Here is a 15,883-nt window from a genome sequence, read left to right as displayed (position 1 = left end):
GCCTAGATCAAGCTCATTGCTCCGGTAAGCGGAAATTGGGATTTGCAACCTGTGCGTGCAAATCGCCATTGCGACGCCTTGCGAGGACCTGTAGTCTCATTTCTTAGGGGTGCAGGAGATCACATGCCACAAGGTTTTGAGACAGAAAGCCGTAAATTGTTGGTCCGTCTGCGTGACGTTATGGCCAGTGGTGAAGCAGGGCAGGCGCGATTGGATGAAATCGTGCGACTTATCGCGAATTCAATGCGCGCAGAGGTTTGTTCGATATACCTTTTTCGCGATGCTGACACGCTTGAACTCTGCGCCACAGAAGGTTTGCAGCAAGAGGCTGTGCACCAAACGCGGATGCGACTGGGTGAAGGTTTGGTTGGCCGTGTGGCCAAAACGCGCCGCGTTGTGAACACCGCAGCCGCACCCGCAGCACGCGGATTCCGATATATGCCTGAAACGGGCGAGGAACGATATTCCAGTTTCTGCGGTATTCCCGTGCAGCGCCTTGGCGAAACGATGGGGGTTTTGGTCGTCCAAAGCCGGGTCCCGCGCGAATTCACCGCAGATGAGGTTTACGCCCTCGAAGTCGTCGCCATGGTATTAGCCGAAATGAATGAACTGGGCGTGTTTGTCGGTGAAGGCGCTGCGCTGCGGGCACGCCACCAAGAACCCGTTATGTTCAAAGGATTGGTTGGCCAAGAAGGTGCTGCAGGCGGCAATGTGTATCTGCATGAACCGCGCGTCGTCGTCACCAACGTGGTCGCGGACGATCCCGATGCTGAACTGGCACGACTGCGCGAGGCCGTGGACACGTTGCGCGTTTCGGTCGATGAGATGTTGACGCAAACGAAGACTGTCAACAAAGACCAAAAACAGGTGCTTGAAGCCTATCGGATGTTCGCCAATTCACGCGGTTGGATGAAACGGATGGAGGCGGATATCGCCCAAGGCCTGTCCGCAGAGGCCGCTGTCGAAAAGGAACAATCACTTGCGCGCACGCGGATGCAATCTGCCGACAGCTATCTGCGTGACCGCCTGCACGATCTTGATGATTTGTCGAACCGTCTGCTGCGGATATTGACAGGGCAGGGGAGCAATACCGGTGCGGAAGTGCCCGCAAACCCTGTGCTGGTGGCGCGCAATATCGGGCCAGGTGAATTATTGGAATATGGCAAGAAGCTCAAAGGTATCGTGCTGGAAGAAGGGTCTGTTGGGAGCCACGCGGCGATCGTTGCACGGGCGTGGGCGATCCCGCTGGTGATCCAAGCGACAGGTATCACTGCTGAGGCGTTGAACGGTGATCCGATCTTGGTGGACGGCGAACAGGGAATTGCACATTTGCGCCCCGACGACACGGTGCAGGCTGCGTTTCGTGACAAAATGGCCATGCAAACCGAAGCACAGGCGCGGTATGCGGGCATTCGCGAACTGCCCGCGCAGTCAAAATGTGGAACCGTCACGGCCCTGCACATGAACGCAGGTTTGATGGCCGATTTGCCATCATTGGAAGGCTCCGGCGCGGAAGGTGTGGGGCTGTTTCGCACCGAACTACAATTTTTGATCCGCAGCCAAATGCCAAGACGGGGCGAATTATCTGCGCTTTACGCACAAGTGATGGACGCCGCGAAGGGTAAACGGGTGGCGTTTCGCACGCTTGATATCGGGTCTGACAAAGTGCTGCCCTATATGAAACCCAACGATGAACCTAATCCCGCGATGGGGTGGCGGGCGATCCGCGTGGGCCTTGAAAAGCCCGGCGTGTTGCGGATGCAATTGCAGGCGCTGATACGTGCTGCAAACGGGCGGCCCCTGACGGTGATGTTCCCGTTTGTTGCCCAGCTTGAAGAATTCCGATCTGCCCGCGCAGAATTCGAAAAGGCGATGGCGCGGGAACGCATTCTGGGCCACCCGCTGCCGACGGACGTAAAGATTGGTGCGATGCTTGAAACGCCAAGCCTCGCGTTTGCACCGGACATCTTTTTTCGGGAGGTCGATTTCATCTCAATCGGTGGCAACGACCTGAAGCAGTTCTTCTTTGCGGCCGATCGCGAAAACGAACGGGTGCGGCGGCGCTATGACACGCTAAACGTAAGCGTTCTCAGCTTTTTGGAACAGTTGATCGCGCGGTGCCATGCCCACCACACTCCGGTCAGTTTTTGTGGCGAAGATGCCGGTCGACCTGTTGAAGCGGTGGCGTTTGCCGCGATGGGATTGCGCAACCTGTCGATGCGGCCCGCATCAATCGGGCCGGTGAAGCACATGTTGCGGCGGCTTAATCTTGATGACGCGCGCGGCGTTATCCATGAGGCGCGCGAACGCGGTGATCAGTCCGTGCGCGGTGCGATCAATGATTTCTTGCGCCAACAGGCCTAGGCTTTAAGCCGTGGATTTTTCAGCCTGATCGCCTCAAGCGTGAAGGCGTCCGCGACTTGGTCCGCGCCATATGTGCGCGCCAGATTGCGCAGCCCGAAATGCACGTGGGCGATATCTGTGTAGTAGCTGACGAAGGTGTAATTCGTGCCAGCACCCGCTGCAGCGCCCAAAACAGGCACTGTCTGTGCGGCAAGTTTTTGACCAAGCACAGTCGCGAATTTCGGCGCAACTTTGCTGATAAGCTTGTTGATCGCGGCACCGGACAGACCAAGGCGTGCACCGATAAAGCTGGTGTCGATGCCGTCGTCTTCACTTCCGGGGCCACCCTTACCGAAAATTTGCAAACATTGGGCGCGGGTTTCAACGGCCATCGGGTCTTCGCCATGTTCCGTGGCAATCCGTTGCACCGCGCGAAAGATCACGGTCGTGGCCAGTGGCAGTTCAGCCAGCGCTGTTGGCAAACCACCCAAGCCGCCCAGAGCCCCTGTAAACGACGCCAACGCCTTGTGCGCGCGGTCGGTCCCGATGAAACGCCCTATGCCGCCTTGGCTGCGCCCAGCCGCATCATAACTGGCACGAAGTCCACGGGTGGCGGCGGCGTCAAGGCGGGCGCGGGTGCTGGTGGGCAGCAGTTTCAGGCCGTCTTCGACCTGACCACCCAAAAAGGTCACCACTTGCATCAACACGCCGGTGGCGTTGTGTTGTCGCGCCGCAAGGTTGGCGATTTGCAGGCGTGCTTCATCGGTTAACGGGATGGATGGTTCATCAGGATTGACGGGGGGCAGGGTGTCTGGATCAGCTGTCATCCGCTATAGATGGACCTTGTGACGGGTTATTTCAATCCAAACGCTTGCGCACGCGGCCGCGAATGCCCGCCCATGCGCCATGACCAAGGATGCGGGCGGGGTTGGTGGGTGGCGGCATAACGACACCGTTAAGGGATTTGAACCCGAAGCGCGCGTAATAGGGGACGTCCCCAATAAGGAGCACGCGCGGCCAGCCCGCAGGTGCTGCGCGTTCCAGCACATCGCGGATCATCAGCCCGCCCAAACCTTCGCCTTGGCGAGTCGGGTGGATTGCGACAGGACCGAGCAGCAGCGCATCATGTTGTTCGATGCGGATCGGCCAGCAGCGGATCGCGCCGCCGATGACGCCATCGTCTGATCGAACCACACGACAAAAAGCCGCTACAGGCGGGACATCGTCGCGCAAACGATACGATGACAGCGCCTTACGGCCCGGCGCAAAGGTCAGGTCGTATAGGGTTTCCACGCCCCACCAATCGTCTGTTGTTTCGTCGCACAATTCCATTTGCCTAGGTGAACCTTTGTTTCGCTTTCAATGCAAACAAGATATTGGCGCGCATGAGGTGTTACGAGGAGTTGATACGATTTTTTACGAACCCGAAGACGGCCACGGATTGCCGCATAATCCGTTCAATGCCGTGGTGACGCCACGCCCGATCGGGTGGATTTCCAGCCGTGGCGCGGATGGATCTGACAACCTCGCGCCATATTCGTTTTTTAATGCGGTCGCCTATGTCCCGCCGCAGGTGATGTTTGCGTCTACGTCTGCGAAGGACGACCGTGGCGATACCAAGGACAGCGTCGCCAATATCCGTGAGACAGGGGTTTTTGCTGTTAATATAGTGGAATATGCAATGCGCGATGCAATGAACAGATCGTCGGGTGCGTGGTCACGCGACGTTGATGAATTTGTCGATGCAGGGATCGAAAAGGCCGCCTGCCGTTCGATCGATTGCGCCCACGTTGCTGGTGCGCCTGCGGTTTTGGAATGTCGGATGACGCAAATCGTCAAGATTGAGGGGGCCGCGAATTTCGTGGTTTTCGGAGAAGTCACAGGTATCCATCTGCGCGACGACTGCATGGTCGATGGGATGTTTGACGTCACAAAGTTCCAACCGCTCGCGCGCGGCGGATATAAGGACTATTCGGTTGTGCGTGACGTGTTCAGTCTCGATCGACCGGACTAGCGGCGGGGCCTAATGCCCGCCAATAATCCCGGTCTTAACCGAATAATCCACCGCGATCTCGTAGTCGGGGTCGTCGTCACTGTCCACAATCAGGTGGCCCGCCTTGGACAACAATTGATGACAATCGTGGGTCAGGTGGCGCAATTGGATCGACTTACCAACGTCTTCGTATTTTGCGGCGACGTTCTCGATCGCTTGCAGGGCAGATTGATCTGCCACGCGGGACTCCGCAAAATCGATGATAACGGACTTTGGATCGTCATCGACCTGGAACAGCTCAACAAATCCGTCAGCGGATCCAAAGAACAGTGGCCCGTTGATTTTGTAGACCTTGGCACCGTCTGCGGTAACTTCAGTGCTTGCATAGATGCGTTTCGCGTTCGACCAAGCATAGGCAAGTGCTGAGACGATAACGCCGACAACTACTGCAGTGGCAAGGTCCGTCATCACGGTCACAACCGTCACGAGGACGATGACAAACGCGTCCATGCGCGGCACCTTTGTCATGATCTTGAACGAGTTCCACGCGAACGTGCCGATCACGACCATGAACATCACACCGACCAAGGCCGCCAGTGGAATTGCTTCGATCAAACCGGACGCAAACAGGATGAACGCCAGCAGGAACAACGCAGCTGCCGTGCCAGCAATGCGGGTACGACCACCGGATTTCACGTTGATCATCGACTGACCGATCATCGCACAACCACCCATGCCACCAAAAAATCCCGTAACCGTGTTGGCGACGCCTTGGGCGATACATTCTTGGCTGGCACCACCGCGTTTGTTGGTGATTTCACCGACCAAGTTCAGGGTTAGCAGGCTTTCAATCAGGCCAATCGCCGCGAGAATAAGCGAGTAGGGCAGGATAATATAAAACGTTTCAGGCGTGAAAGGGACGGACGGGATGTGGAAGGGCGGAAGGCCGCCGCGAATGCTCGCCAGATCGCCAACGACGGGGGTATCCAGCTGCAACACGATCACGATGATCGCGATGATACCGATGCCCGCAAGCGGTGCTGGAACCAGCGCTGTAATTTTGGGCCAAATCCAAATGATCGCCATCGTCAGTACCGTAAGCGCCAACATAAGATACAGCGGTGTGCCGGTCAGCCAATCACCAGAGGCTATGCCATGCCCGCCGCCCGCTCCGGCGGTTCCGGGCACCTGAAACTGGCCCATCTGTGCCAAGAAAATAACGATCGCAAGGCCGTTCACAAACCCCAGCATCACCGGATGCGGCACAAGACGGATAAATTTGCCCCAGTGCATGAAACCAACGAAAAGCTGAATAATCCCCATCAAAACAACGGTTGCGAATAGGTATTCAACGCCGTGATCGGCGACCAAGGCCACCATCACAACCGCCAACGCACCCGTCGCACCTGATATCATACCGGGGCGTCCGCCGATCAGCGCCGTGATTAGACCGACGATGAACGCCGCGTATAGACCGACCAGCGGATCAACGCCCGCAACAAAGGCAAATGCCACCGCTTCTGGCACCAGCGCAAGCGCCACCGTCAGGCCCGACAGGATTTCAATCCGCAGACGGGTGGGGGTCAGGTTTCTGCCTGATGGCTTTAGATCAGCCTCTTCGAGGCGGTCTACAAAGTTCGCAAAAATAGATTGGCGCAAGGGGTCACCTGACTGGTTTAAGTGTGATTGCGCGCCGTTTAGCCCAAGCCTTGCGTAAAGTCACCCCTGCGCAGCGGCGCAAGGGCGCATTTGTGGCCTTCACAAGCGGCGCAACCCAAGGCAGAGTTGTAATGTTGTGAGAAGGGATTTTGGAATGCAAACAAAAATCGGCATCATCGGCGGGTCTGGTCTGTACGACATCGATGGGTTGGAAAACCCAAAGTGGGTCAACATCAACAGCCCGTGGGGTGTGCCATCCGATGTGATCCTGACAGGTGAATTGGGCGGTGTTGATGTCGCGTTCCTGCCAAGACACGGGCGCGGGCATGTGCATTCGCCAAGTACTGTTCCCTACCGCGCCAATATTGACGCACTGAAACGGCTTGGCTGCACGGACGTGATTTCGGTGTCGGCCTGCGGGTCGTTTCGGACCGACATGGCACCGGGGGATTTCGTGATCGTCAGTGATTTTATCGACCGCACGTTCGCGCGGGAGAAGTCGTTTTTTGGCACTGGTTGCGTGGCCCATGTCAGTGTTGCACACCCTGTTTGTGCCCGTTTGGGCGATGCCGTTGAGCTGGCGGGGCACGCGGTCGGCGTCAACATTCACCGTGGTGGCACATATTTGGCAATGGAGGGCCCGCAGTTTTCATCGTTAGCGGAAAGCAAATTGTACCGTGAGGTTTGGCATTGCGACGTTATCGGCATGACCAATATGCCAGAGGCAAAGTTGGCGCGTGAGGCGGAACTTTGTTACGCAAGCGTCGCAATGATCACGGATTATGACAGTTGGCACCCTGACCATGGCAGCGTCGACATTTCCGACATCATTGCGACCTTGGGCGCCAATTCGACGGCGGCGAAAACTATGGTCGCGGATATTGCTGTGCGGCTGGGCAAAGCGCGTGATGTCTGCCCTTGCGGATGCGATCGCGCATTGGATTTTGCGATCATGACAGCACCGGATGCGCGTGATCCCGACCTGTTGGCCAAACTTGACGCAGTCGCGGGGCGGGTGCTGTGATGCGGTTTCTAGGGGCTTTCTTGCTGGCAACGCCGCTTGCGGCGCAGGAATATATTGTCACCGACGGCCCGCTGACGAACGGGAAATTTTACAGTTTAGTGTCATGTTCTGCGATGCCCGGGCAAGGGTGCAATGAACCGATCATTCGGTGGGATATGCCGTTTGTGACAGTGACGTTCGCGCCAATACCGCAGACTTACCCTGTTGATTTGGCAAAGGAAATGACGCGAGCATTGGATACCTCAATCACCTAGATCAACGCCGCCGCACCGGGGTTAAACCTGCGCCGTGTGTCGAAATCACAACCCGCAAATATTTTGCTGTACCTTCAGCCAATCCGTGCGGGTGATGCCATTCGTGGCACGGACTATCCAGAGATGGACGGTGTTCCGATCGGGGCCGCACAAGTGCAGGTGTTCTGAGGCGGGGACCTGACGCTGATCGATGCGGCGATTGTGTTTGCGGCCGATATTCCAGTTGATCAAGCGGGGCCGATCATGCTTGAAGAACTGACACAGGCGATGGGTCTGATGACAGATATTCGCAATCCGTACTACGAAACACGATCCGTGTTTTCCGAAGACAGCAACACCGTCGCCAAATTGGGCGTGCAAGACAGCGCAGCATTGCGATTTCAATATCGTGAGCCCTAACTGTTACCCAAGGAGCCACTATGAAAACCCCCGCCAAAACCGTTCGCGACTATATCCGCACCATTCCTGATTTCCCCCACGAAGGAATTATGTTTCGCGATGTGACGACCTTGTTCGCCAATCCACGTGGGTTTCGCATGGCGGTGGACCAACTATTGCATCCATATACAGGTGAAGACATCGACGTTGTGGTCGGTCTTGAGGCGCGCGGATTTATTCTTGGTGGGGCGATTGCGCACCAGTTGGGCAAGGGCTTCGTGCCTATCCGCAAAAAGGGCAAATTGCCCGGTGCCACGATTGAACAGGCGTATACGCTTGAATACGGCGAGGCTGTGATGGAGATCCACGACGACGCGATTGAAGCAGGGGTCAAGGTTCTGGTTGTTGATGATTTGCTTGCCACGGGTGGGACGGCGGCAGCGGGGATTAAACTTCTTGAAAGGCTTGGGGGCGACGTCGTGGGCTGCGCCTTTGTCATCGACCTGCCGGAACTGGGTGGGCGCGCCAAACTCGAAAGTCTTGGCATGGACGTTCATGCGCTTTGCGCGTTTGAAGGAGCCTAGTGAGAGGGGCCTAATTTGACAGGTCAAATTTAACGTGGCCCAATTGGAAGAGGCTTAATTCGTCTTACGTTTGGGCATGAACGGCAAGGGGGCGACGGGTATACCGTCTTCAATCAGCTTTTTTGCCTCGGTGAAATTTGCTTCACCCCAGATCGCACGTTCTGGCGCATCACCATCATGCATTTTGCGGGCTTGCTCGGCGAAACTGGGACCGACGTATTCACTGTTTTTTTCTACGTCTTTGCGCATCTTTGTCAGTGCTTTTTCGGCATCTGACGCCGGCGTTTTTAGATCATTTGCACGGCCTTTGGCAGGAACGGACGGCGCCATCATCGCCCGCGTCACAATCACCGACCCACAGACCGCGCAGGCCAAAAGACCACCACGTGCCAAAGCATCAAAGGCGTCCGACGACTGGAACCAGCTTTCAAACTGGTGGTCTTTTTCACAGCTGAGCGTGTAGCGGATCAAGGGGTCCTCGCGTTGCAAGAATTGGTCAGGAGTTCGAAGCATAGAGAGTCAAAGAAGTAGAGCGCGCCATGCGTGAGGGCAAGGATGCGCAGATCATGCAGTGTTGGGCTGAAACCGCAAGATGATCTGGCTGAGTTCCGCGTCATCCACCAGTGCGGCGGCTTTTTTGCGCGATAGCCATTTGCGATCGCGTTCTTTGCGTTCTGGCCATGTCTGAAGAACCTTTTTGACCTTTAGCGGATAAACCACCGCGATGCAGGGCAATTCATCCTGCGAACGAACCTTGTAATAGCTGAATACACCAATCGGACGCGGCTCAATTTTGCCGCGCACGCCTGCTTCTTCATAGGCTTCTGTAGCTGCGGCATCCATCGGAGTTTGTCCGTTCATCGGCCATCCCTTAGGCACAATCCAACGACCCGAACGCCGCGCCGTCACAAGGCAAAACTGCACTTTGTCGTTCTTGATGCGATAGCACAGGGCCGCAAATTGCGTGCGCAGCTCGGTTTTAGCCGCGTCACCCAATGTAATTTCTTGCTGCTGCAAACTGTTCATGTTTGCCGTTCCGCCTGTTGCTCTTCGTGCGCGTTGGTGCGCACAATTGTAATATGAAATTATCTACCAAAAGTATGCTCTATTTACAAAGATTTGCAAGGTTTTTGGGCCACTATCTGCTGGCGTGCATTTTTGTTTTAATGGCGTGCCCGTTTGTGGTGCAGGCTGAAAATCAGCCGGACACGATCACCGTATTTGCGGCGTCGAGCCTGCGTGATGCGTTGGGCGACGCGGCGCAGCTTTATAAGGCACAAACCGGAACAGACGTGGTTTTGGTGTTCGCCGCAACGTCTGCCATTGCACGTCAGGTTGCGGGCGCAGCACCGGCGGATGTGGTGTTGCTGGCTGATCAGGACTGGGCCGATTGGCTGGTGGCGCAAGGCACAGTCTCGCAGATGGCAGCGTTTGTGGGCAATCAATTGGTCCTGATTGGGCGCGATCATGCGCCGATTGCTGACCCACAAGATATTGAAGCAGCTTTGGGGGGCGGCGTGCTCGCAATGGCGCAGGTTGATGCGGTTCCGGCGGGGCGTTACGGCAAGGCGGCGTTGGTGTCATTGGGCATCTGGGACAGTGTTGCCGCGCGCGTTGTTCAAGCAGCCAACGTGCGCGCAGCCTTGCGGTTTGTTGAACGCGGTGAGGCTGCATTGGGCATTGGGTATGCCAGCGATCTGGTGGCACTACCCGCCCTGACAAAAGTCTACGCCTTTGCACCTGACACGCACCCTGACATCATCTATTCCGGTGCACAGGTGACACCGGAAGGCGCAGATTTTATGGCATATCTTCATACAGTTGAAGCGCAGGATACGCTTGCGCGATGGGGGTTTTCCCGCTTGGATGTCGCGCAATGAGCGACTGGCTTGGCCCAGCTGAATGGACCGTCCTTTGGCTGTCCCTAAAGGTCGCGTTTTGGGCGACGCTGTTCAGTCTGCCGTTCGGGTTTGCAGTCGCCTATGCCTTGGCGCGGGGGTCATTTTGTGGTCGCCAAACGCTGAACGTTCTGGTGCATTTACCGCTGGTTATGCCACCTGTCGTGACGGGCTATCTGCTGCTGCTCGGCTTTGGGCGCACGGGGCCGCTGGGCGAACTTTTTGAACAGTTGTTCGGGATCATATTTGCGTTCCGCTGGACAGGTGCCGCGCTTGCCGCCGCCGTCATGGGGTTCCCGTTGATGGTGCGCGCGATCCGCCTATCGCTTGAGGCGATTGACCAAGGATTGGAAGAAGCGGCAGGCACATTGGGTGCGTCGCGGTTTCGGATATTGCGCACGATCACCTTACCGCTGGCATGGCCCGGAATTCTGGCTGGTGCCGTGTTGGGGTTCGCCAAAGGCATGGGCGAATTCGGCGCGACGGTGACGTTCGTGTCCAACATTCCGGGGCAGACGCAAACGCTTGCGCTGTCCATCGACACCCTGCTCGAAGTGCCGGGTGGGGAGCCGCTGGCCCTGCGGTTGGCCATTGTGTCAATCGCCATCGCCGCCGCTGCATTAGTCATGTCCGAACTGCTTGCGCAGCGGGTAAACAGACGGAGGGCTGGGTGATGTTGCGCGTGTCCGTCGCCATGGAATTTGAGGGTTTCGCATTGGCTGCCGCATTCGACGCGCCCGCTGGCGTTACCGCGATATTCGGTCCCTCTGGGTCGGGCAAAACCAGCGTGATCCGCGCCATTGCGGGCTTGCTGCCCTGTAAGCGCGCCGAGATTTTGTTGGATGGTCGCGACCTATCCAAGCTGTCGCCGCACAGACGCGGTATCGGCTATGTCTTTCAAGACGCGCGGCTTTTTCCGCATATGACGGTACTGAAAAACCTGCGCTACGGCGGCCTCCACGACGAAGTCGCGATTGTTGCGGTGTTGGGATTGGGCGCATTGCTGGATCGGTACCCAGCTTCGCTTTCAGGGGGTGAAAAACAGCGTGTCGCCCTTGGTCGCGCGCTGATGTCCGCGCCTGAAGTTCTGTTGCTGGATGAACCACTGTCTGCACTTGATGCGCCGCGAAAGGCCGAAGTATTGCCGTACCTTGAGGCACTGCGCGACCAAACGGCGATCCCGATCCTTTACGTCAGTCACGACATGGGTGAAGTCGCGCGACTGGCCAGCCGGATCGTCGTTTTGAACCACGGTCGCGTGGTTTTGGCGGGCCGTGTTGAGGACGTGTTGGCCGATCCGGCAGCCGTGCCATTTTTGGGTGTGCGTGATGCGGGTGCCGTTTTGACTGGCCGCGTTGTCGGCCACGCTGGCGACGGTTTGACCAAGATTGAAACGGGCGCTGGCGCGCTTTGGGTGCCGGGGGCGGTGGGGCGTGCAGGCTGCACCGTGCGGGTGCGGGTTCCTGCACAAGATGTGATCCTATCACGCAATGCACCCACAGATATCAGTGCCTTGAATGTCTTGCCCGTGACCATTGCGGCATTGGAACGCGGCGCTGGTCCTGGCGTCGCAGTGGCCCTGAATGCAGGCAACGCGCGGCTGCTGGCGCGGGTGACAAAACGGTCCTGTGACGCAATGGGCTTGGCCGTTGGCAACCAGATTTTCGCGATCCTGAAGGCCACAGCGATTGCGCCGGCAGACGTCGGTTAGCGGTAGGTCGCAATAAGATCGCCCTGCGCTGGCGTCGCTTCATAAATCGCACGCGCAATCGCGCGGCTGAGGCATGTCGCAGCTGCCGCACCAATTGGGGCGTATGCTGCGTGATCCACCGGCGCGCCAGTTCCCGTCGAAACGGCAAACACCAAATCACCGTCCAGCGGTGTGTGGGACGGCACAATCGCGCGGGCCATACCGTCGTGTGCATTCACCGCAAGGCGGTGGCATTGCGTTTTGGTCAATGTCGCGTCGGTCGCGACGATGGCGATTGTGGTATTGGCGCCGGTGGACGCATGCAGGCCCATCGCACGTTCTTTATGGCTGGGGTCCGGTGCTGTGTATCCGCCAGTGGGATCAGGGCCGAGCCCGCCAAATTCAGCGTCCATTTCAAACGGGGCGGCCCAAAAATGGTGGTCCCCGTGGGTCGTGACGCTGCCCAAGGCGTTCACCACGACAAGTGCGGCGACTGTCGTGCCATCGGGCAACACGACAGACGCCGACCCAAGTCCGCCTTTTTGCCGCGCGGCCATAGCGCCCGTTCCAGCCCCAACGCTGCCAAGCGCAAAGTCCTGCGCGGCGTTGTTCAATGCCGCGCGGCCCAATCTGGGGTAGGGGTTCACCGCCCACGCTTTGTCACCGCCGTTAATCAGATCGAATACAATGGCCCCTGGAACAATTGGCACGATGACGTTGCCCACGGCAAACCCACGACCCATATCGCGCAACCCGTCCGCGACGCCACCGCAAGCATCAAGGCCAAACGCTGATCCACCCGACAACACCAAGGCATCAACTTGCTGCACGGTTTTGTCCGGTGCCAAAAGATCAGTTTCGCGCGTGCCTGGTCCACCGCCCATAACGTGGACTGACGCGGTGAATGGGCTTTCCCCCACCAGAACTGTGCTGCCAGATTTCAGCTTGGCGTCTTGCGCATTACCGACCCGAAGGCCGGCAATGTCGGTGATCAGATTTCGGGGGCCGGTTTTATAAGTCATTGAATTTCCCTAACCATGCCACGCTGCAACAGTTTTAAGCGTTGAAAATCCGTACAGCGCCTCAAAACCTTTTTCGCGCCCATGACCAGACTTTCCGACGCCACCAAACGGCAATTCCACGCCGCCACCTGCGCCATAGTTGTTGATAAAAACCTGGCCTGATCTTAGCGCTTTGGCCAGCCGCATCTGACGTCCGCCATTCGCGGTCCACACGGATGCGACCAGACCAAAATCGGTAGAATTGGCGATACGCAGGGCGTCGGCTTCGTCCTCAAACGGGATCAAAACTTGCACGGGTCCAAAAATTTCATCTTGGGCCAGCGGGTGATCCGGTGGAACATCGACGAACAATGTCGGGGCCACATAATGTCCTGCTGCGTCTGTCACAATTTGCCCGCGCGCCGCGACAGTAAGGTCCGCGCCTTTGGCAAGAAAACCCATCACGATGTCTTTCTGGTGGGCTGAAATTAGGGGTCCAACATCCAGATCGTCCATCGCGGGCCCAACTTTTAGGGCGCGGTAGGCAGCGGCCATGCGGTCGCGCACGGCGTCGTAAACACCGCGCTGCACAAGGATGCGACTGGACGCCGAACAGGTCTGGCCCGCATTCTGGATGCCTGCGTTAACCAAAAAAGGCATCGCGCGGTCCAGATCCGCGTCGTCAAACACCAGTTGCGGGGATTTTCCGCCAAGTTCCAGCGTAACTGGGATGACATTTTTCGCAGCGGCGGCTTGGATCATTTCACCGGTTTGGACCGATCCGGTGAACGACATATGTGCGATGCCAGCGTGGGCCGACAAGGCTGCGCCAGCTTCAGCCCCGAACCCCGTGACGACGTTCAAAGCCCCCGCCGGAAGACCCGCGTCAGTCGCGATTTGGGCGAACGCCAGTGCCGTAAGGCAGGCGTCTTCGGCGGGCTTCAAAACACAGGCATTGCCCATCGCAAGTGCTGCCCCAACGGAACGCCCAATGATCTGCATCGGGTAGTTCCACGGGATGATATGGCCGGTGACGCCATGCGGTTCGCGCAGTGTATAGACGGTGTAGCCCGCCTGATAAGGGATTGTTTCGCCGGTGATTTTATCCGCTGCGCCGCCATAAAATTCAAAGTAACGTGCCAGTGCCACTGCATCGGCGCGGGCCTGCGTCCGGGGTTTACCGACATCGCGGGATTCCAGTTCAGCAAGCGCGTCCACATGGGTCAAAACTGCCTGTCCGATACGTGTCAGGATGCGGCCACGATCCAGCGCCGTCATTGCGCCCCACGCACCGTTCAGCGCGGTTTTTGCGGCGGACACGGCGGCGTCGATATCGGCCTGTGTGCCGCGCCCAATGGAGGTGAGCAGGTCGCCCGTAGACGGGTCCGTCACAGCGATTGTCGCTTGGGCTGGCGTCCATTTGCCACCGATCAGATGATGTGCTTTGGGAATGTTAAACGGCGTCAGCGGCATGGCTGGCCTCCTGAAAATTGGGCAGCTTGGGGGCGGCGGCCAATAGGGTTTGCGTGTAGGGGTGTTTGGGGCTGTTAAACACAGATTCCGTTGCGCCCTGTTCAACGATTTTGCCTGATTTCATCACCAAAACGCGGTCTGTCACGCTGCGCACAACTGTCAGATCATGGCTGATGAACAGATAGGCCAGTGGGCGTTTTCGACAAAGGTCTGCTATTAAATCAAGTACTTGCGCGCGAACGGATACGTCCAAAGCTGACACCGCTTCGTCAAAGATGATCAGGTCAGGTTCAACGATTAGCGCACGCGCGATTGCAATGCGTTGACGCTGTCCGCCGGAAAATTCGTGGATGTATTTGGATGCATCAGATGCCGCCAATCCGACATCTGCCAGTGCAGCGGCAATTCGCGCATCAGGGTCGTCAGGTGGGTGATCTAGCAGGTGCCAAGGTTCTGATACTAAACGTGAAACGCGGTGGCGCGGGTTGAAAGACCCGTAGGGATCCTGAAACACCACCTGCATTTTGCGCCGCACGGACAGGTTAGGTTTCTTGCCCGCAAAAACCGGCGCACCGTCCAGCGTAATTGTGCCGCCCTGCACATCTTCAAGTCCGAGCAGTGCGCGGGTTAATGTGGATTTTCCACAGCCACTTTCCCCGACCAAGCCGACCCTTTCACCACGATCAATCGTAAAGCTGACATCGTCAAGCGCGCGAAATTTCGGGCGCGGACCGAACAGCGTTTTGCGCGGGGCGGGGTAGTCGCGCACGATGTGACTTGCGTGCACAAGTTGTACACCACCTGTATGCACAGGCAGGTCAACTTGATGTCGTGACGCGTCAAACAGCGCGCGCGTGTAGGGGTGGCGCATGTTCGCCAAAAGATCGGGCGTGGGCGCGGATTCCACGACGCGGCCGTATTGCATAACAACAATGTGGTCGGCAAGATCAGCCACCACGGCCAAATCGTGGGTGATAATCAAAAGCCCCATGTCAAATTCGCGCACGAGGTCCTTGAGAAGCGTCAGGATGTTGGCCTGTGTTGTCACATCAAGGGCTGTTGTCGGTTCATCCGCGATCAGCAGTTTGGGGTGTTTTACGATGGCCATGGCGATGACAACGCGTTGGCGTTGGCCGCCGGACAATTCGTGTGGAAACCGTGTTGGTGCCACGTTGAGCCCGACGCGGTGCAACATGTCGTTTGCACGCTTATGTGCCTGTGTCTTGCTGGTGTTTTCATGAATGAGGATCGTTTCGGCCACTTGATCGCCGATGGTTTGAACGGGATTAAGCGCGGTCATGGGTTCCTGAAATACCATGCCCACGGTATTGCCGCGCATGCGGCAAAGTTCAGTTTCCGATGTCGTTAGGATGTCAGTTCCATCCAGCATGATGTGCCCCGTGCTATGCGCCCCGCGCGGCAACAGGCCCATGATGGACAGGGCTGCCATGGATTTGCCCGAGCCGCTTTCACCGGTGATCGCAACGATCTGGCCGCGCTGCACGTTAAGGTCGACGTCGTGCAGGATTTCAGTGGTCCCGATGGTCAATGTCAGATCACGGATCTGAAGCAGGGGCATGGCCGTT

18 protein-coding genes are annotated in these 15,883 nt (G+C 57.5%); 10 read left to right on the top strand and 8 right to left on the bottom strand.

The genetic code is table 11. The features are described 5' to 3' along the window. Window positions 1–123 precede the first annotated feature (123 nt). Window positions 124–2,364, top strand: coding sequence for a phosphoenolpyruvate--protein phosphotransferase (gene ptsP, locus OAN307_RS19295; RefSeq protein ID WP_015501231.1), 2,241 nt, complete (start codon window positions 124–126; stop codon window positions 2,362–2,364). On the opposite strand, the gene OAN307_RS19290 is transcribed toward ptsP, so the two are convergent. Together OAN307_RS19290 and OAN307_RS19285 are read right to left on the bottom strand one after the other, a co-directional pair. Then, window positions 2,361–3,170, bottom strand: coding sequence for an EcsC family protein (locus tag OAN307_RS19290; protein WP_015501230.1), 810 nt, complete (start codon window positions 3,168–3,170; stop codon window positions 2,361–2,363). The two genes, ptsP and OAN307_RS19290, sit on opposite strands and share 4 nt — an antisense overlap. A 31-nt stretch (window positions 3,171–3,201) precedes the next feature. Next, window positions 3,202–3,675, bottom strand: a complete 474-nt coding sequence (locus tag OAN307_RS19285; RefSeq protein WP_044044038.1) for a GNAT family N-acetyltransferase — start codon at window positions 3,673–3,675, stop codon at window positions 3,202–3,204. A 79-nt stretch (window positions 3,676–3,754) separates the two neighbouring features. Here OAN307_RS19285 and OAN307_RS19280 point away from each other — a divergent pair, with 79 nt between their 5' ends. Further along, window positions 3,755–4,357, top strand: coding sequence for a flavin reductase family protein (locus OAN307_RS19280; RefSeq protein ID WP_044044995.1), 603 nt, complete (start codon window positions 3,755–3,757; stop codon window positions 4,355–4,357). A gap of 9 nt (window positions 4,358–4,366) precedes the next feature. On the opposite strand, the gene OAN307_RS19275 is transcribed toward OAN307_RS19280, so the two are convergent. Continuing rightward, window positions 4,367–5,995, bottom strand: coding sequence for a SulP family inorganic anion transporter (locus tag OAN307_RS19275; RefSeq protein WP_015501227.1), 1,629 nt, complete (start codon window positions 5,993–5,995; stop codon window positions 4,367–4,369). 154 nt (window positions 5,996–6,149) lie between these two features. On the opposite strand from OAN307_RS19275, the gene OAN307_RS19270 reads away from it, so the two are divergent. Genes OAN307_RS19270 through OAN307_RS19255 form a run of 5 tightly spaced genes read left to right on the top strand, consistent with a single transcriptional unit; the run spans window position 6,150 to window position 8,235 of the window. After that, window positions 6,150–7,019, top strand: a complete 870-nt coding sequence (locus OAN307_RS19270; RefSeq protein ID WP_015501226.1) for an S-methyl-5'-thioadenosine phosphorylase — start codon at window positions 6,150–6,152, stop codon at window positions 7,017–7,019. After that, window positions 7,019–7,273: a hypothetical protein gene (locus OAN307_RS19265; RefSeq protein WP_044044035.1), complete on the top strand. Its 255-nt coding sequence runs from the start codon at window positions 7,019–7,021 to the stop codon at window positions 7,271–7,273. Before OAN307_RS19270 ends, OAN307_RS19265 begins: the two co-directional genes overlap by 1 nt. Window positions 7,274–7,309: 36 nt before the next feature. Beyond that, complete coding sequence (locus tag OAN307_RS30805) at window positions 7,310–7,441, top strand: hypothetical protein (RefSeq protein WP_275450620.1); 132 nt, start codon at window positions 7,310–7,312, stop codon at window positions 7,439–7,441. Between the two features lie 9 nt (window positions 7,442–7,450). After that, window positions 7,451–7,672 carry a DUF2927 domain-containing protein gene (locus tag OAN307_RS19260; RefSeq protein ID WP_144055633.1) on the top strand — a complete coding sequence of 74 codons (222 nt, stop codon included), beginning with the start codon at window positions 7,451–7,453 and terminating at the stop codon, window positions 7,670–7,672. 20 nt (window positions 7,673–7,692) lie between these two features. Next, on the top strand, window positions 7,693–8,235 hold the full coding sequence (locus OAN307_RS19255) for an adenine phosphoribosyltransferase (RefSeq protein WP_015501225.1): 543 nt from the start codon (window positions 7,693–7,695) through the stop codon (window positions 8,233–8,235). Between the two features lie 54 nt (window positions 8,236–8,289). Here the strand turns inward: OAN307_RS19255 and OAN307_RS19250 are convergent, their stop codons facing one another. Beyond that, entirely contained in the window at window positions 8,290–8,706 is a 417-nt protein-coding gene (locus OAN307_RS19250; RefSeq protein ID WP_044044994.1) for a DUF1178 family protein, read from the bottom strand. Between the two features lie 93 nt (window positions 8,707–8,799). After that, the gene (locus OAN307_RS19245) at window positions 8,800–9,261 is read right to left on the bottom strand and encodes an NUDIX hydrolase (RefSeq protein ID WP_015501223.1); all 462 of its coding nucleotides are present in this window, start codon (window positions 9,259–9,261) and stop codon (window positions 8,800–8,802) included. Window positions 9,262–9,401: 140 nt separating this feature from the next. Between OAN307_RS19245 and modA the strand changes: the two genes are divergently transcribed. The 3 genes from modA to modC are packed head-to-tail and all read left to right on the top strand — an operon-like array spanning window position 9,402 to window position 11,844. Then, entirely contained in the window at window positions 9,402–10,115 is a 714-nt protein-coding gene (modA, locus tag OAN307_RS19240; RefSeq protein ID WP_245540900.1) for a molybdate ABC transporter substrate-binding protein, read from the top strand. Next, window positions 10,112–10,807 (top strand): molybdate ABC transporter permease subunit, encoded by a 696-nt coding sequence (gene modB / locus OAN307_RS19235; RefSeq protein ID WP_015501221.1) that lies wholly within the window; start codon window positions 10,112–10,114, stop codon window positions 10,805–10,807. Before modA ends, modB begins: the two co-directional genes overlap by 4 nt. Next, window positions 10,807–11,844 carry a molybdenum ABC transporter ATP-binding protein gene (gene modC, locus OAN307_RS19230; protein WP_015501220.1) on the top strand — a complete coding sequence of 346 codons (1,038 nt, stop codon included), beginning with the start codon at window positions 10,807–10,809 and terminating at the stop codon, window positions 11,842–11,844. The genes modB and modC overlap by 1 nt, the downstream gene beginning before the upstream one ends. Here the strand turns inward: modC and OAN307_RS19225 are convergent. From OAN307_RS19225 to OAN307_RS19215, 3 genes are read right to left on the bottom strand one after another with little or no spacing between them, the layout of a single operon-like run. After that, on the bottom strand, window positions 11,841–12,845 hold the full coding sequence (locus tag OAN307_RS19225) for a P1 family peptidase (protein WP_015501219.1): 1,005 nt from the start codon (window positions 12,843–12,845) through the stop codon (window positions 11,841–11,843). The genes modC and OAN307_RS19225 overlap by 4 nt on opposite strands. A 9-nt stretch (window positions 12,846–12,854) precedes the next feature. Then, window positions 12,855–14,297 (bottom strand): aldehyde dehydrogenase family protein, encoded by a 1,443-nt coding sequence (locus OAN307_RS19220; protein WP_015501218.1) that lies wholly within the window; start codon window positions 14,295–14,297, stop codon window positions 12,855–12,857. After that, the gene (locus tag OAN307_RS19215; RefSeq protein WP_044044993.1) at window positions 14,278–15,876 is read right to left on the bottom strand and encodes an ABC transporter ATP-binding protein; all 1,599 of its coding nucleotides are present in this window, start codon (window positions 15,874–15,876) and stop codon (window positions 14,278–14,280) included. Before OAN307_RS19215 ends, OAN307_RS19220 begins: the two co-directional genes overlap by 20 nt. Window positions 15,877–15,883 lie beyond the last annotated feature (7 nt).

The organism is Octadecabacter antarcticus 307 (assembly GCF_000155675.2).
Taxonomy (GTDB): domain Bacteria; phylum Pseudomonadota; class Alphaproteobacteria; order Rhodobacterales; family Rhodobacteraceae; genus Octadecabacter; species Octadecabacter antarcticus.
Note: the sequence above shows the minus strand (reverse complement) of the source record. Positions and strands in the feature narration are given on the sequence as shown.

Excerpts from the sequence above, each read along its gene's own strand:
- ptsP (WP_015501231.1), top strand. The coding sequence starts at position 124 with ATGCCACAAGGTTTTGAGACAGAAAGCCGTAAATTGTTGGTCCGTCTG.
- OAN307_RS19290 (WP_015501230.1), bottom strand. The coding sequence starts at position 3,170 with ATGACAGCTGATCCAGACACCCTGCCCCCCGTCAATCCTGATGAACCA.
- OAN307_RS19285 (WP_044044038.1), bottom strand. The coding sequence starts at position 3,675 with ATGGAATTGTGCGACGAAACAACAGACGATTGGTGGGGCGTGGAAACC.
- OAN307_RS19270 (WP_015501226.1), top strand. The coding sequence starts at position 6,150 with ATGCAAACAAAAATCGGCATCATCGGCGGGTCTGGTCTGTACGACATC.
- OAN307_RS19265 (WP_044044035.1), top strand. The coding sequence starts at position 7,019 with ATGCGGTTTCTAGGGGCTTTCTTGCTGGCAACGCCGCTTGCGGCGCAG.
- OAN307_RS19255 (WP_015501225.1), top strand. The coding sequence starts at position 7,693 with ATGAAAACCCCCGCCAAAACCGTTCGCGACTATATCCGCACCATTCCT.
- OAN307_RS19245 (WP_015501223.1), bottom strand. The coding sequence starts at position 9,261 with ATGAACAGTTTGCAGCAGCAAGAAATTACATTGGGTGACGCGGCTAAA.
- modA (WP_245540900.1), top strand. The coding sequence starts at position 9,402 with ATGGCGTGCCCGTTTGTGGTGCAGGCTGAAAATCAGCCGGACACGATC.
- modB (WP_015501221.1), top strand. The coding sequence starts at position 10,112 with ATGAGCGACTGGCTTGGCCCAGCTGAATGGACCGTCCTTTGGCTGTCC.
- modC (WP_015501220.1), top strand. The coding sequence starts at position 10,807 with ATGTTGCGCGTGTCCGTCGCCATGGAATTTGAGGGTTTCGCATTGGCT.
- OAN307_RS19225 (WP_015501219.1), bottom strand. The coding sequence starts at position 12,845 with ATGACTTATAAAACCGGCCCCCGAAATCTGATCACCGACATTGCCGGC.
- OAN307_RS19220 (WP_015501218.1), bottom strand. The coding sequence starts at position 14,297 with ATGCCGCTGACGCCGTTTAACATTCCCAAAGCACATCATCTGATCGGT.
- OAN307_RS19215 (WP_044044993.1), bottom strand. The coding sequence starts at position 15,876 with ATGCCCCTGCTTCAGATCCGTGATCTGACATTGACCATCGGGACCACT.